The sequence below is a fragment of the Phyllobacterium sp. YR620 genome (assembly GCF_900104165.1).
In the GTDB taxonomy this organism is placed as follows: domain Bacteria; phylum Pseudomonadota; class Alphaproteobacteria; order Rhizobiales; family Rhizobiaceae; genus Phyllobacterium; species Phyllobacterium pellucidum.
This window is the reverse complement of the sequence record NZ_FNJP01000004.1, coordinates 382719-398329: the sequence shown is the minus strand read 5'-3', so window position 1 is coordinate 398329 and position 15611 is coordinate 382719. Positions and strand designations below refer to the sequence as shown.

General features: G+C 58.7%; 15 protein-coding genes. 10 read left to right on the top strand and 5 right to left on the bottom strand.

The window, feature by feature from the left end; genetic code table 11:
* Positions 1-12: 12 nt before the first annotated feature.
* On the top strand, positions 13-378 hold the full coding sequence (locus tag BLR72_RS16115) for a DUF423 domain-containing protein (protein WP_091950207.1): 366 nt from the start codon (positions 13-15) through the stop codon (positions 376-378).
* 87 nt (positions 379-465) lie between these two features.
* On the opposite strand, the gene BLR72_RS16110 is transcribed toward BLR72_RS16115, so the two are convergent.
* Positions 466-972: a hypothetical protein gene (locus BLR72_RS16110; protein ID WP_175492378.1), complete on the bottom strand. Its 507-nt coding sequence runs from the start codon at positions 970-972 to the stop codon at positions 466-468.
* A gap of 138 nt (positions 973-1110) precedes the next feature.
* Here BLR72_RS16110 and BLR72_RS16105 point away from each other — a divergent pair, with 138 nt between their 5' ends.
* From BLR72_RS16105 to BLR72_RS16085, 5 genes are all read left to right on the top strand, one after another.
* Positions 1111-1767: a TetR/AcrR family transcriptional regulator gene (locus tag BLR72_RS16105; RefSeq protein WP_091950205.1), complete on the top strand. Its 657-nt coding sequence runs from the start codon at positions 1111-1113 to the stop codon at positions 1765-1767.
* Positions 1733-2896 carry an isovaleryl-CoA dehydrogenase gene (locus tag BLR72_RS16100; RefSeq protein ID WP_091950203.1) on the top strand — a complete coding sequence of 388 codons (1164 nt, stop codon included), beginning with the start codon at positions 1733-1735 and terminating at the stop codon, positions 2894-2896. Before BLR72_RS16105 ends, BLR72_RS16100 begins: the two co-directional genes overlap by 35 nt.
* 56 nt (positions 2897-2952) lie before the next feature.
* On the top strand, positions 2953-4560 hold the full coding sequence (locus tag BLR72_RS16095; protein WP_091950201.1) for a carboxyl transferase domain-containing protein: 1608 nt from the start codon (positions 2953-2955) through the stop codon (positions 4558-4560).
* A 21-nt stretch (positions 4561-4581) separates the two neighbouring features.
* Entirely contained in the window at positions 4582-6588 is a 2007-nt protein-coding gene (locus BLR72_RS16090) for an acetyl-CoA carboxylase biotin carboxylase subunit (protein ID WP_091950314.1), read from the top strand.
* 97 nt (positions 6589-6685) lie between these two features.
* Positions 6686-7213, top strand: coding sequence for a Dps family protein (locus BLR72_RS16085; RefSeq protein WP_027229911.1), 528 nt, complete (start codon positions 6686-6688; stop codon positions 7211-7213).
* 92 nt (positions 7214-7305) lie between these two features.
* Here the strand turns inward: BLR72_RS16085 and BLR72_RS16080 are convergent, their stop codons facing one another.
* Positions 7306-7512, bottom strand: a complete 207-nt coding sequence (locus BLR72_RS16080; protein ID WP_027229912.1) for a hypothetical protein — start codon at positions 7510-7512, stop codon at positions 7306-7308.
* 172 nt (positions 7513-7684) lie between these two features.
* A complete protein-coding gene (locus BLR72_RS16075; protein ID WP_027229913.1) occupies positions 7685-7951 on the bottom strand; it encodes an SEL1-like repeat protein in 267 nt (88 codons plus the stop codon).
* 451 nt (positions 7952-8402) lie between these two features.
* On the opposite strand from BLR72_RS16075, the gene BLR72_RS16070 reads away from it, so the two are divergent.
* On the top strand, positions 8403-8750 hold the full coding sequence (locus BLR72_RS16070; protein WP_091919208.1) for a DUF2147 domain-containing protein: 348 nt from the start codon (positions 8403-8405) through the stop codon (positions 8748-8750).
* 1067 nt (positions 8751-9817) lie between these two features.
* Here BLR72_RS16070 and bla read toward each other — a convergent pair.
* Positions 9818-10708 (bottom strand): class A beta-lactamase, encoded by an 891-nt coding sequence (gene bla / locus BLR72_RS16060; RefSeq protein ID WP_244506724.1) that lies wholly within the window; start codon positions 10706-10708, stop codon positions 9818-9820.
* A 172-nt stretch (positions 10709-10880) separates the two neighbouring features.
* On the opposite strand from bla, the gene BLR72_RS16055 reads away from it, so the two are divergent.
* The 3 genes from BLR72_RS16055 to chrA all read left to right on the top strand — a co-directional run bounded on the left by BLR72_RS16055 (position 10881) and on the right by chrA (position 14697).
* Positions 10881-11282, top strand: a complete 402-nt coding sequence (locus BLR72_RS16055; RefSeq protein ID WP_091950197.1) for a GFA family protein — start codon at positions 10881-10883, stop codon at positions 11280-11282.
* 1185 nt (positions 11283-12467) lie between these two features.
* Entirely contained in the window at positions 12468-13286 is an 819-nt protein-coding gene (locus BLR72_RS16050; protein ID WP_091950195.1) for a chromate resistance protein ChrB domain-containing protein, read from the top strand.
* 25 nt (positions 13287-13311) lie between these two features.
* Positions 13312-14697 carry a chromate efflux transporter gene (gene chrA, locus BLR72_RS16045; protein WP_244506732.1) on the top strand — a complete coding sequence of 462 codons (1386 nt, stop codon included), beginning with the start codon at positions 13312-13314 and terminating at the stop codon, positions 14695-14697.
* Positions 14698-14733: 36 nt separating this feature from the next.
* On the opposite strand, the gene BLR72_RS16040 is transcribed toward chrA, so the two are convergent.
* Positions 14734-15435, bottom strand: coding sequence for a glutathione S-transferase N-terminal domain-containing protein (locus BLR72_RS16040; protein ID WP_091950310.1), 702 nt, complete (start codon positions 15433-15435; stop codon positions 14734-14736).
* Between the last annotated feature and the right edge of the window lie 176 nt (positions 15436-15611).

Here is a 15611-nt window from a genome sequence, read left to right as displayed (position 1 = left end):
GGAGAAACCCCGGTGGATATCAATCGCGCCTTTGTTGGCCTTGGCGGTCTTTTCGGAGCGGCCGGTATCGCCGCCTATGCGGCCGCCGCTCATAGCGCAAGCGGACATATGGCGACGATTGCGCCGATCCTTTCCATCCATGCGCCGGCGTTTCTTGCCCTCGCTATTCTCGCGAGGACGAGCAAGGCCGCCTATTTCGGCGGTCTGGTGCTGGTGCTCGGGCTCCTGTTCTTTATCGGCGATCTTGCTGCACGCGATTATACCGGCGACCGGCTCTTCGCCTTTGCAGCGCCGCTTGGCGGCTCACTGCTTATTCTTGGATGGCTGATCGTTGCGGCGACGGCTTTTCGCGGGCTGGATTTCAAAAGCCAAAGGTAAACGGCTTCAAACACGATCCTCTGTTCAGGGAGATCGACTGTCCCGCCGCCGAATTTCAAGGAATGCATCGGCAGCAGTTCTGCGGCATCAGTTGCCCTTGAGCCTCGCATTGCACGTCGAGTAATAACCGCCGCCCTGCTGGATCCAGCGCATGCCGCCCAAAGTGCCCTTCTCCTTGTTGGCGTGATATTGCTCGAGACAGGTGTGCATCCTCGCCTTGGCCGGCGTTTCTGAAGCAAATTTCGCCGCCACCGATGAGGGGTACGTCGCCTTGCCGGAGTTCAATGTCGCCGTGGTGTCGGTCTTCTTTGGCGACTTTTTCGGCTTTGCGACAGGTTCCTCCGCTGCGGTGGCATCGGATGGCTGGGCATCGCTTTCAGCTGCCGCTGCCGGCGTCTTTGCGGCATCGGTTGCACAATTGGCCTTGCGAAAATCATTCCACGACACACCAGCTGCTTGACCTGCCGCCTGCGCAGCTTTGTATTTGACGCTGCATTCTTTCATGCTGAGAGCGCTGGCGGGCAAGGCGTAGTTCAAAGGAACGAGGACGGCGACGAGGGCAATAGTTTTGCGGGCGATTCGGTAATCGATCATGAAAACCTGCTCTGAAAATGAATCATCAAAAAGCTCTAACAGTGTGATCCTACATGCACCTTTCGCTCCTTGCCATGCAGACTTTCGTATAGGAAAAGTAGGGTTGAATTAATCGAACGATCGTTTTATTAACCCGCCATGGCACGAACCACAGGATCTGAAGGCGTTAAGACACGCAGCGCGATTGACGCGGCTGCGAAGCGTCTTATTGCGCGCGTCGGCTATGAGGCGATGTCGATGCGCCAGCTTGCTGATGAGGTTGGCGTCCAGTCGGCGGCCTTCTATCACTATTATCCCAACAAGCAGCAATTGCTGTTCTCGCTCATGCGGGCGCACATGGTCCGGCTGATCGACGCATGGGAGGAGACCAGCTCTGGCGTGGAAGAGCCCGTCGAGCGATTCGCCGCTTTCATACGATTCCACATCACTTATCATGCCGATCGACGCGATGACGTGCATATCGGCAATATGGAATTGCGCAGCCTCAGCGCCGACAATCGCGCCGTGATCGTCGCCTTGCGCGGGCGATACGAGAACAGCTTGCGCGAAATTCTCGACGACGGGCTCGATGCCCGGCAGTTCGTCATCGATGACATTGCGCTGATGACACGCGCGATCATTGGAATGACGACCGGTATCAATCTCTGGTTCCGTAGCGATGACAGGCTTACTGTCACCGAGGTTGCGGAAAAATACGTTCAGATGGGATTGCGCCTTGTTGGCGCCAAGAAGATCGAGACAGCTACCACGGGAGGACGCAATGTATCAGTCAGGACTAAGGTTCGGAGTATCTGAAGAGATCGAGGCGCTGCGCGACACCGTACATCGTTTCGCCCAGGAGAAGATTGCGCCGCTCGCGTCGGAGATCGACCGCACCAACCAGTTTCCCATGCAGCTGTGGCAGGAGATGGGTGCGCTTGGCCTTCTTGGCATGACTGCCAATCCTGAATTTGGTGGTTCCGGGCTCGGTTACCTCGCCCATGTGGTGGCGATGGAAGAACTGTCGCGCGCATCGGCTTCGGTCGCCCTTTCCTATGGCGCGCATTCAAACCTCTGCGTCAACCAGATCAATCGCTGGGGCACCGACAAGCAAAAGGCAAAATTCCTGCCGAAACTCTGTACCGGCGAGAATGTAGGCGCACTTGCGATGTCGGAGCCTGGTTCCGGGTCAGACGTCGTTTCGATGAAGCTCCGGGCCGACAAGAAGAACGACCGCTACGTGCTTAATGGCAACAAGATGTGGATCACCAATGGTCCGGACGCCAATACACTCGTCGTGTATGCCAAGACGGATGCTGCTGCCGGTTCGCGCGGCGTCACGGCTTTCCTGATCGAGAAGGAATTCAGGGGGTTCAGCACGGCGCAGAAGCTCGACAAGCTCGGCATGCGCGGTTCGAACACCTGCGAACTCGTGTTCGAGGATTGTGAGGTCCCCTTCGAGAACGTCCTTGGCGAGGAAGGCAAGGGCGTCAAAATCCTGATGTCCGGCCTCGACTATGAGCGCGTCGTTCTTGCCGGCGGTCCGCTCGGCATCATGGCGGCCTGCCTCGATGTGGTCGTTCCATATGTGCATGAGCGCAAGCAGTTCGGCCAGCCGATCGGCGAGTTCCAGCTCATGCAGGGCAAGCTCGCCGATATGTATACGACGATGAACGCCTGCCGCGCCTATGTCTACGCGGTGGCGGCGGCCTGCGATCGCGCCGAAACCACGCGCAAGGACGCCGCCGGCTGTATTCTCTACGCCGCCGAAAAGGCAACGTGGTGTGCGCTCGAGGCCATCCAGGCGCTCGGCGGCAACGGCTACATCAACGACTATCCGACCGGCAGACTTCTGCGCGATGCAAAGCTTTACGAAATCGGAGCCGGCACCAGCGAAATTCGCCGCATGCTGATCGGCAGGGAGATGTTTGCAGAGTCACAATAGCTGCCTGTCGCGTTTCGAGTCCCCGCTGCCAATCAATTGATCCCACAGGAGACCGCATGACGATTCTTTCATCCGAGGTCAGCACCACGTCCGACGTCTTTATCGCGAATCGGGCGCGGATGCAGGCGCTGGTCAGCGAAATCGAGACTAAGGCAGCAAAGGTCAATCTTGGCGGCACCGAAGAGGCGCGCAAGCGCCATACGTCGCGCGGCAAGCTTCTGCCGCGCGACCGCCTGGCCCAACTCCTGGATGCAGGCTCGCCCTTTCTCGAAATCGGTCAGTTTGCCGCTTGGGGCATGTATGACGACGACATTTCGTCTGCCGGGCTTATCGCAGGTATTGGGCGGGTATCGGGCAAGGAAGTCGTGATCGTTGTCAACGATGCCACGGTCAAAGGCGGCACCTACTACCCGCTCACTGTGAAGAAGCATCTGCGCGCCCAGGAAATCGCGCTCCAGAACAACCTGCCTTGCATTTACCTCGTCGATTCCGGCGGCGCAAACCTGCCGAACCAGGATGAAGTGTTTCCAGACCGCGAGCATTTCGGCCGTATCTTTTACAATCAGGCCAATTTGTCGGCGGCGGGCATTCCGCAAATTGCCGTCGTCATGGGTTCGTGCACCGCGGGCGGCGCCTACGTTCCGGCGATGTCGGAAGAAACGATCATGGTGAAGGGGCAGGCAACGATTTTCCTCGGTGGTCCGCCGCTGGTCAAGGCGGCGACGGGCGAGGACGTGTCGGCTGAGGACCTTGGCGGCGCCGATCTTCACACACGCGAATCCGGTGTGGCCGATCACTACGCGATGGATGACGCACATGCGCTCGCCATTGCCCGCCGCATTGTCGCAAATCTCAATCGAAAGAAGACGATAGGGCTCGATCTTCGCAAAGTGAGTCCGCCGCTGTATGACCCGGCCGAACTCTACGGCATCGTTCCGACCGATTTGCGCCAGCCATACGATGTGCGCGAACTGATCGCCCGCATCGTTGACGGCTCGGAGTTCGACGAGTTCAAGCAGAACTACGGCACGACGCTGGTCACGGGCTTTGCCCATCTTTACGGCATGCCTGTCGGCATCATCGCCAATAATGGCGTGCTCTTTTCGGAAAGCGCACTCAAGGGTACGCATTTTATCGAGCTATGCACCCAGCGCGGCATTCCCCTCGTCTTCCTGCAAAATATCACAGGCTTCATGGTCGGCCGCTCCTACGAGGCGCGCGGCATTGCCAAGGACGGAGCCAAGCTCGTCACGGCCGTTGCAACGGCGCGGGTACCCAAGGTCACGATGATTGTCGGCGGCTCGTTCGGCGCCGGCAATTACGGCATGTGCGGACGGGCCTTTTCGCCGCGCTTCCTGTGGATGTGGCCGAACGCCCGCATTTCAGTGATGGGGGGCGAACAGGCCGCTACGGTGCTTGCCCTGGTCAAGCGCGAAGGCATCGAACGCAAGGGCGGTGAATGGACCACGCCTGAAGAGGCTGCGTTCCGCGCGCCGATTCTCGAAAAATACGAGCGCGAGGGTCATCCGCTCTATTCGTCGGCACGGCTTTGGGATGACGGGATCATCGACCCCGCCAAGAGCCGCGATGTGTTGGCGCTGTCGCTCTCTGCCGCGCTGAACGCGCCGGTGGAAGAAACCCGCTTCGGCGTGTTCAGGATGTAGGGGAAAAAGACCATGACGAAAATGTTCTCCAAAATCCTGATCGCCAATCGCGGTGAGATCGCCTGCCGTGTCATTCGCACGGCGCAGAAGCTCGGCATAAGTACGGTGGCGGTCTATTCCGATGCGGACGCCCATGCGCTGCATGTCAGCATGGCCGATGAGGCCGTGAATATCGGTCCGGCGCCGGTCACCGACAGTTATCTTCGCGCCGACCACATCATCAAGGCGGCGCTCGATACGGGAGCCGAAGCAATCCACCCCGGCTACGGTTTCCTTTCGGAAAATCCCGGTTTCGTTGATGCCGTGGTCAAGGCCGGCTTCGTCTTCATCGGGCCCTCGGCGGATTCGATCCGCGCGATGGGTCTGAAGGACGCGGCGAAGCGTCTGATGGAAAAGGCCGGCGTCCCCGTCGTCCCGGGCTATCACGGCGAGGCGCAGGAACTCGTCGTGCTCGCATCCAAAGCGCGTGAAATCGGTTATCCGGTGCTGATCAAGGCCCGCGCTGGCGGCGGCGGCAAGGGCATGCGCAAGGTCGACAGTCCCGACGACTTCGCCGAAGCCCTCGGTAGCGCCCGCCGCGAGGCCAAGAGTGCCTTCGGCGACGACCGGGTTCTCGTCGAAAAATACATCGCGAAGCCCCGGCATATCGAAGTGCAGGTCTTCGGCGACAATCATGGCAATGCCGTTCACCTTTACGAGCGCGATTGCTCGCTGCAACGCCGACATCAGAAAGTGATCGAGGAGGCTCCTGCCCCCGGAATAACCGCGGAAATGCGCGAGGCGATGACCGGCGCCGCGGTCAAGGCGGCGCAGGCGATCAAATATTCCGGTGCAGGCACGATTGAGTTCATCGTCGACGCAACGGAAGGCCTGCGGCCCGACCGCTTCTGGTTCATGGAGATGAACACGCGCCTTCAGGTCGAACATCCCGTGACGGAAATGATCACCGGTCTCGACCTTGTGGAATGGCAATTGCGTGTGGCTGCCGGCGAGAAGCTGCCATTGGCTCAAGAGAATATCCCTCTTAACGGCCATTCCATCGAGGTTCGCCTCTATGCCGAGGATCCGGCAAAGAGCTTCCTGCCTGCCACCGGGACGCTTTATCATCTCGCTTTCCCCAATGCCGTCAAGGACGGCGCGGTACGGGTCGAGACCGGGGTTCGCAGCGGCGACGAGATTTCGCCGTTCTATGATCCGATGATCGCCAAGCTTGTGGTTCACGGCGCGGATCGGGCTGCCGCGCTCCGTGCGATGCAAAACGCGCTGAGCGAGACGGAAGTCGCCGGGACGGTCACGAACACGGCCTTTCTCGCGGCGCTGGTGCGACATCCCGGATTTGCCGCAGGCGATGTCGATACGGGGCTGATCGACCGCGATCTTGCCGGGCTTATCGCGCCAGTCGCGATTGAAGCAGGGGCGAAGGAACTCGCCATCCTCTTTGCAAGCGGCCTGTTCAAGCGCCCGGTTTCCACCGATCCCTGGACCGCCCTGCGCGGCTACAGCCATCATGCGGCCCTCGCCTATCCTGTGATGCTTGAGGAAAACGGAGCGATCACTCGTTACGAGGTGTCGGTTCTCGGCGATGAGCGATACGGGATTTCCAGTCCCGCCGGTACGGAGGAACTGCGCGTTCGCCATGGACCGGCCACGTGGCATGTCACCGGCAAGGGCATAAATCTTCACGCCAAGGCCATGACGATACCGCATGGGGTCGCGGTGCTTGCCAAGGGCGCGGCGGCGGCGTTCAGCGTTGCCGACCCGTTCCTCCTTGCCGAAGCGGCGGGCGGTGGCGGCGATCGCCTTGCCGCGCCAATGCCGGGTCTCGTGAAATCTGTGCGCTTTGCCGCGGGCGATCAGGTCAAGAAGGGGCAGGTTTTGCTCGTCCTCGAAGCCATGAAAATGGAGCACTCGATTACCGCACCGCATGATGGCCGGATTGCCGAAATTGCCAGCGAAGGCACGCAGGTCAAAGAGAAGTCGTCGCTCGTGCGGTTTGAAGACGCGGGCAATGATTCTTCAAAGATTTGAGGCAGCAAGCACGCCTTCGGCATGCTAGGAAAGTGGCGCGGGGCCCGCAGCAGCGGGCGCCGGGCTATGTTCCCGCCTTTAATTCAGGAGATTACCTATGGCCACAAAATCCCTCCAGACGATAAAGCGCGCGCCCCTCGCCACCCCTACCGACCTTGGGGAAAAGGCGACGCGCGATATTTCCGCCGCCGTCAATGCGCTGCTTGCCGATACATTCGCGCTTTACATGAAAACCAAGAATTTTCACTGGCACATGAGCGGCCCGCATTTTCGCGACTATCATCTGATGCTCGACGAACAGGGCGAACAGATCTTCGCCATGACCGACGTTCTTGCTGAACGCGTCCGCAAGATCGGCGGCACCACGCTCAAGTCCATCGGGCAGATTTCGTCGAAACAGCGCCTTCTCGACAATGACGCGAATTTCGTGACGCCTGAAGACATGATCGCCGAGCTGCGCGACGATACAAAGAGCTTCATCGGCTATCTGCGCCAGGTGCATGAGCTTTGCAGCGAATACAATGACAGCGCCACGACCAGCATCATAGAGAACTATATCGACGAGTCCGAGCGGCGCCATTGGTTCCTGTTTGAAGCATCGCGCGTCGGCCCGGCTGGCGTCTGATCGATCCGTTGTGGATAACCCGGCCGTCCCGGCGGCCGGTTTGTTTCTATGATCTCCCCCGGCAGACCGATACTATCTAAACAAGACGTGCTCTAATCGTTTGCCTTGGCCAGCCTTGCCAGCTGCGCGCGGCCTTGCGTCTCAACAATCATGGTCTCGACCGATGAAATGTTGAGGGCCAGCGTTGCGATCTTCTGCAAAGTATTGTTGTCAGGAAATGTCTTGGTCTTGGCTGAGCTCGTTATCAGCTGCCTTTGGGCAGCCGTGAGCCTAGCGAGCAATTCTTCGAGTTCATCCATGAATGTCCGTCCGCCGTGGTTGCAATAAATACAATACCTATAGTTGTAGCGTAGCAGTATGGGTAACTTATACTGTAATCACAATCTTGCGTCCATCCACGGCTGGCAATCTATCCATAGAGTGCAGACGAGAGAATTTTCTACACGCTAAGGTTGTGTCCATTCCGACAGATCAGTGTGCCGTCATCCATTCGCGGGCTTCGCGCAGGGCGGTTGCGAGATCAATCTTGGACATTGTCTTGCCAAGTTCGGCCCGCAGTTCCGCGGCGCGATCGCAGCCCTTGATGGCGGCAATGTTGAACCATTTGTGCGCAGCCACCAGGTCGATGGCGCAATCTCGACCGGTCGCATACATAATGCCCATTTCGAAGAGGATGTCGGTCTGGGCGGAGCCACCGGCGTCGCCGGTTTCGACAGTCTGAAGATCAAAGCGTGCCATTTCAGTCAAACCCCTTGTTGAACCAAATTCGCGTCGAACGAAAAGCCCTGTTAGACTTCTGAGAACCGCCATTCGTTTGTTTCGGCGTGCTCTTTCGATGCTTTCGAGAATGAACGATAGGCTTGAAATTGCTGTTAAAAGCCATGATTAACCGCGCACAAACAAAACAAAAACAACTCGTAAACTTCGCAATTCATTAAATATAGCACGCCAGCAATTGCAGGCATTTGCCGCAAATTTGCCTAAAATCGGATCTGCCGGGCTGAAGGGTTTGATAACCAAACGCGCGGTTTGCGAATTTGAACTTGGCAATTCACCCGCGCGCCACGCGGCTTGAAAACAGGCGGATTTCTGGCTGGGACTGCTTTCTTTCCCTGATTTTTTGAATTACGTTTACGTTTGCGTAAGAAAGGCGATGCTGGAGAGATCGCCGCGTATCGGGAGGAAATTCATGAAGCGCAATATAGTTTTGGCCTGCACCGGCCTTGTCCTTATGGCTGGCCCTGCCCTTGCAGAAGAGGCGATCGTCGGATCGTGGAAGCGGCCAAACGGCACCATCATTCAGTATTCGTCCTGTGGGACAGATACCTATTGCGGCACGGTGATGACCGGCGAATACAAGGGAAAGTCGATCGGCTCGATGTCCGGCAAGAGCGGTTCCTACAAGGGAACGGTCAACAAGCTCGATGAGGGCAAGACCTATAATGGCAAGGCGACGGCGACGGGGGCGACCCTTTCGCTTTCAGGCTGTGTCATGGGCGGCCTCATTTGCAAGAGCGAGAGCCTGACGCGCCAGTAGCAGGTCGGGTGGGGTAGGCAGACCCTTCGGAGGCCGGGTGGCGGCGCTCCTCGCGTGCGTTTACATTATCCACCCTCTCCGAGCTCTTGACCCGAGGACCCATTCTTCCTTCGCGGGGCAAACAGCGTCGACGATGGATCCTCGGGACAAGGGCCCGAGGATGACGGAAGCGAGGGGAGCCAGAGGACGTTCTCCCTCCGTGGCCAAACAGCGTCCGCGGTGACGGCAGTGCAGACTGCTGGAGGATGGAGGAAGCGGAACAGGCCCAAGGTGACGGCAGTGGGGCGGTCTGCCGTCTGCACCTCCCGTCCTACGTTTATCCATCGGACGAAGTCGAACGAGCGGACTTCGATGGCTGAATGGCGGAGCTTCTCGCATAAGTTCCCATTATCCACCCTCTCCGCCGTCATCCTCGGGCGTTAGCCCCGAGGACCCACTCTTCCCTTCGCGGCGCAAACAGCGTCGACGATGGATCCTCGGGACAAGGGCCCGAGGATGACGGAAGTGAGGGGAGTCAGAGGGACGTCCTCCCTCCGTGGCCGAACAGCGCCCGCGGTGACGGCAGTGCAGACTGCCGAAGGATGGAGGAAGTGAGCACGGCCACTGGGGACGGTAGTGGGTCAGTCCGCCGTCTGCACTCCCCCGTCCGATGTTTATCCGTAGGACGGAGTCGAACGAGCGGACTTCGGTGGCTGAGTGGCGGCAGTCCTCGCATAAATTCCCATCATCCATCCTCTCCGCCGTCATCCTCGGGCGTTAGACCCGAGGACCCACTCTTCCCTTCGCGGCGCAAACTTATGCCGGAGGGCCATTCTTCCTCGCGGGGCAAACAAGGCCCAAGAAAGACGGAGGGAGGATCCCGCGGATGACGGAAGTGAGAGAGCCCGTGGATGGCGGAAACGACGGCCCGAGGCGACGCAGTGCAGACGACCTTTAGATGACGCAAGAGGGGACCGCCCAGGGCAACCGCCGTGGGAACTGTGCGGCACACTTGGAACTGATAACAACAGGGGACCACTCTGCCCGCGTTCTGTTTGGACGGCGACCGGATCGCCGCGCGGCAAATCTCAAATGTTCTCAGCGACCAGGCTTGCCACCTTCCGGTGAATTTCATTCCGGCTATCCGCGGTTCCCTTCGGATCGTAGAGATAGACGGCCAGCAGGATCGGCTTGCGGCTTGGAGGCCAGATCACGGCGATATCATTGGCCATGCCGCTGTCGCTGGTACCGGTTTTGTCGCCGACGCTCCAGCCCTTGGGCAAGCCGCCGCGCAGACGTTTGTCGCCGGTCTTGTTCGCAAGCAGCCACTCGATGAGCTGATCGCGTGAGGATTTCGAGAGCGCGTTGCCGAGAACCGTCTTCTGCAGGTCTTTCAAAATGTGTGCTGGCGTGATCGTGTCACGCGGATCGCCAGGCGTCGCCTCGTTCAGTTCTGTCTCGCGCCGGTCCAGTCGAAACGTCGCATCGCCGAGGCTGCGCGCATATTGTGTCAGGCCCTTCGGTCCGCCGAGATTATCCAGCAGGAGATTGCCGGCGGTATTGTCACTCAACGTGATCGCAGCTTCGCAGAGTGCAGCAAGGGTCATGCCCTCGTCGACATGCTTTCCCGTGGCGGGCGAGCCGGCAACAAGGTCGCCCTTGCCATATTTAATGACCCGATCAAGTTTTTCTTCCTTGCGATCGACTTTCGCCAGTACCGCTGCCGCGGCCAGGAACTTGAACGTGCTGCACATCGCAAAGCGCTCATGCGCGCGGTATTCGATCTTGCTGTCGCTCGCCGTGTCGAGTGCTGCAACCCCAAGGCGTGCTCCGGTCTTTTCCTCGAGCCCCTTGAACGCCGCATCGAGATCAACCCTTTCGGCCGGCGCGGCATAGGCCAAAGCCCTCGGCAACGCCAATGCCGGTATCGCCAGCATCGATCCGAGCAATGCTCCGCGGCGGGTAATTGAACCACTCATTTCATATCTCCATGTCTTACGAACTGACTGCGCGATTCACGCGTGGCGAAGCTGCGATCCGAACTGGCAAATTCCGTGGAGAAACTGTGACGAAAAAGAGCGTCTGAACTTGACCAATAGTGAACCTTTAGGTTATTTAACTCCTTGGTAATTTAGAACGCGGGAGTGAACGATGCGAAAGACCTATCATGGGAGCTGTCATTGCGGAGCGGTTCGTTTCGAGGCCGACATCGACCTCACCCAGGGCACCAGCAAGTGCAATTGTTCGATCTGTGCCAAAGGCCGTTTCTGGAAGGTGATCGTCGGCGGCGATGAGCTCCGTGTCGTTACGGGGTCAGAAAAATTGATCGCGTATCGTTTTGGCGGCGGCGCAATTACCCATTTCTTTTGCGACACATGCGGCATGAAACCGTTCGGTCAGGGCGAGATGGAAAGCATGGGAAAGTTCTATGGCGTCAATGTCGCCTGCCTCGATGATATGCCTGTCAAAGACCTGGTAGCGGCGCCCTTGGAGTATCAGGATGGGCTCCACGACCACTGGGAACGGCGGCCGCAGGAAGTGCGCCATCTTTAGATGGAATTTTGAGTTCTAAAAAATGAACGAGCAAAAACAACACTCTACGCCGTGAAAAGCCCTTTATTTACAGCATATTAGACTAATGTCTAATTGTTTCGAACAATTCCCCCGGCTATAAAGAAATCGATTTTAGCGTGTAGTTGTTTTCGAAATGCACTGTTGTTGACGACCTTTATCCTGCGGTTGCTGGTGTCTTAAGTATCCAGTCGTTTATGTGCAAACCCTCCCTGCACATAAAGCCGAAATTTCGGGAGGATCAGGGATAGAATGGTGCGTAGGCCATTCCTTTCTTGAGGCATGTGCCCGAACTTTTGTCGGGCAGGCAACCGCAGGACCAATGCGCTCGAGCAGCTCCTTCGCTGGTTACGGGCAATAAGACAGGCAGCCATGGAAGTCCCCCCATGGCTGCCTTTTTCTTGTGGTGGATGAGTTTCCCGTGCCTGGTCGCAGCGATTTTAGCGGCCGCAAGTTGCCGAGCGCTGGCCGACGCCTTGGCCGAGCCCTGTAGGCGGCAGCAAGTTGCTGAGCACTGCTGGTTGCGGACTTTGTCCAATGTTGGTTGCGACAGCGATCTGCCGAGCACTGGCCGAGCCCTGTAGGCGGCAGCGAGTCGCCCGGCCCTGTTGGTTGGGAAACTTGGCCGAGCCCAGGCGGCGGAAGTGAATTTGCTACGCGAGTTGGCTGAGACGAGTTTGCCTAGCTTTGGTGACGGCACGGCATTCGCCAAACCCTGTCGTTTGCAGACTTCGCCGTGCCTTGGTAGGGGGAGTAAATTTGCTGCGCGAGTTGGTTGCGACGAGTTTACCGAGCCTTCGCAGCGGCAGCGAGCTTGCAGCGCCGTGTTGGCTCAGGACTTTGAGCCTTGATGGCTGAAGTGAATTGGCTATGCACGTTGATTGAGACGAGTTTGCCGAGCCTTGTCAACGGCAGCGAGCTTGCAGCGCCGTGTTGGCTAAGGACTTTAAGCCTTGGTGTCGGAAGTGAATTTGCTACACGAGTTGGTTGAGACGAGTTTGCAGAGCCTCTTAGCTGAGTGCCCGCCGGGACAGCTCCCCGCCTTCGCTCTTGTTGACATAATCCTGTTTCGTGACAATCATAACCTTATGGGGATTGCGATCTCCCCACGAGGCGTCATGCCCAAGTATCGCGTCCAACAACCCCACTTTAGCGGAGGGACGCGAAATGTCTTCGACGACACGAATTTCACACGAAAAACTGGCACGGCTTATCGGAACGCCGGCATGCCCTGTCCTTATCGACGTCCGTACGGACGAGGACTTTGCCCTCGATGAGCGATTGATTCCCGGCTCACGCCGCCGTTCATATGCGGCAATCGAAACCTGGCGCGATGAACTCGTCGGCAAACGGGCGATCGTCATCTGCCAGCAAGGCAGGAAGCTCAGCGAGGGGACCGCGGCGCTGCTGCGCTATCACGGCGTGCCGGCCGAATCGCTCGACGGCGGTTACGAGGCGTGGGTGACGGCATCTCTGCCGCTGGTTCGCGTGTTGCGACTGCCGACGGCAGACCCGAATGGACGAACAATCTGGGTCACGCGGGCTCGGCCGAAGATCGACAGGATTGCCTGTCCCTGGCTGATCCGGCGGTTTGTCGACCCTGATGCCGTGTTCCTGTTCGTCACGCCTGCGGAGGTCGAGGCGGTCGCCGAGCGTTTCGGCGCGACGCCCTTTGATATCGAAGACGTGTTCTGGAGCCATCGCGGCGAACTTTGCACGTTCGACGTGATGATTGAGGAATTCGGCTTGACGTCAGCACCGTTGACGCGCCTTGCAACGATTGTGCGCGGTGCGGATACCGCCCGGCCGGACCTTGCACCCGAGGCACCGGGATTGCTTGCCGCATCGCTCGGCCTGTCGCGGATGTATTCTGACGATCTGGCACAGTTGGAAGCTGGCATGACGCTCTACGACGCATTCTATCGCTGGTGCCGTGATGCGACGGGCGAAACGCATAACTGGCCTAATCGCAAGCTTGGTGCATGAATTGACCGTTTCAGCACCCGATGGCGTGAACGCCGTATCCCAAGGGCGAACGGGCAATGACATCTCGTTCAGCGAAGCCCTGCGCGTCTGGATGCGTGTCGCATCATTGAGCTTCGGCGGGCCCGCCGGGCAAATCGCGGTGATGCATCGCATTCTGGTCGATGAGAAGCGCTGGATCGGCGAGAACAGGTTTCTGCATGCCCTCAATTATTGCATGCTCTTGCCCGGACCCGAGGCGCAACAGCTGGCGATCTATATTGGCTGGCTGCTGCACCGGACCAAAGGCGGACTTGTTGCCGGCACGCTGTTTGTCCTTCCCGGCTTTCTGTCGATCCTCGGCCTCAGCATTATCTACGTCCTGTTTGGCAATGTCGGGATGGTGGCGGGGCTGTTCTTCGGCCTCAAAGCAGCCGTGCTTGCCATCGTGCTGCAGGCGGTGGTGCGGATTGGCGGGCGCGCGCTCAAGAATTGGGTCATGTTGTCAATCGCCATTGCCGCTTTCGTGGCAATTTTCGTCCTGCACGTGCCTTTTCCACTCATCGTTCTCATCGCGGCATTGATCGGCTTCATCGGAGGAAAAACCGGATCGACGCTGTTTCAATTAGGCGGAGGTCATGGCGATGCGGCCTCCGGTCTTGCGGACAGGGACTCGGCGCTCGGCGAAGACACGCCCGAACACGCCAGGCCAAATCTCGCCTGGTCGCTGAAGATAGGCGCCGTCCTTCTCGTTCTTTGGCTTGCGCCGGTCGGTGCCATAGTCCTCGCTCTCGGACCGGACAATGTGTTCAGCCAAATCGGCATTTTCTTCAGTAAAATGGCGATGGTAACGTTCGGCGGCGCCTACGCGGTTCTCTCATACGTCGCCCAGCAGGCGGTCCAGCATTATGGATGGCTGCAGCCCGGGGAAATGCTGGACGGGCTTGGCATGGCGGAGACGACGCCGGGACCGCTGATCATGGTGGTACAGTTCGTCGGTTTCCTCGGCGCCTATCGAGCGCCCGGCTCGTTGCCGCCGCTCACGGCAGCCGTGCTCGCTTCGATCCTGACGACATGGGTGACGTTCGTGCCGTGTTTTCTGTGGATTTTCCTTGGGGCTCCCTTCATAGAGCGCCTTCGCAACAACCGGGCGCTGACAGGAGCGATGACCGCGATTACCGCCGCCATCGTCGGCGTGATCACCAATCTTGCCGTGTGGTTCGCGCTTCACGTGATGTTCACCAGCATCGTTCGCTGGGAGGCATTGGGCATCACGATCGACGTGCCGGTGCTCTCTTCTGTCAACCTCGCTTCCGTCGCGCTGACCGCCAGCGCGATCGCCGCCATTTTCTGGCTGAGATGGGGAATGTTGCCGACACTTCTTGCCACGTCATTGGCCGGCATGGCGTGGTATCTCTTCCACGGGCTGAATTGAAGCCCTGCCCCGTCAGGGCTTCAATTTGTGCAGGGTTCAGCGGGCCCGCTGGCCGAAGAGCACCTTCTTGGCTTCCTCGTCGTCGGCGAGATTGCGCCGCTCTTCTTTGCCGAGTTCGAGCCCCCGCTGCACGGCCGGCCGCGCACCGATCGCTTCGAACCAGCGCTTCAGATTTGGAAACTCGTTCAAATCCTGACCCTGATTGGCATGCGGCACGACCCAGCCATAGGCAGCCATGTCGGCGATGGAATAATCACCGGCAAGATAGTCATGCTCGGCAAGCCGTCGGTTCATCACGCCATAGAGGCGGTTTACTTCGTTGGTATAGCGATTGACCGCATATTCGATCTTCTCGGGGGCATATTGACGGAAATGATGCGCCTGGCCGGCCATCGGGCCGAGACCGCCAACCTGCCAGAACAGCCATTCTTCAACCGCGACGCGGCTGCGTTCCTCCTGCGGATAGAAATTTCCGAATTTCCGGCCGAGATATTGCAGGATCGCGCCGGATTCGAATACCGAGATTGGCTTTCCGCCCGGTCCCTCTGGGTCGATGATGGCCGGCATACGGTTGTTGGGGGCGATCTTCAGGAAAGAAGGCTCGAACTGTTCACCCTTGCCGATGTTGACAAGTTTCAGATCGTAGGGAACGCCGAGCTCCTCGAGCATGATGGATATTTTCCAGCCGTTGGGCGTCGGCCAGTAATAGAGTTCGATCGGTTTGGTTTGGGAGGTCATCGCAGTCTCCATGCGTGGGGGAATGTTCAAGAGAAATAGAACTTCCATGGCCGCGCGCAAGATGGCCCATGCAATTCCGTTGAACGCCAGATGAACAGCGGTCTCAGCTTTGGTTCAGCACGCCTCGCCTAATTTGCGCTCGATACGATGGGTGCCGAAGCGGGCCGAGGAGATTC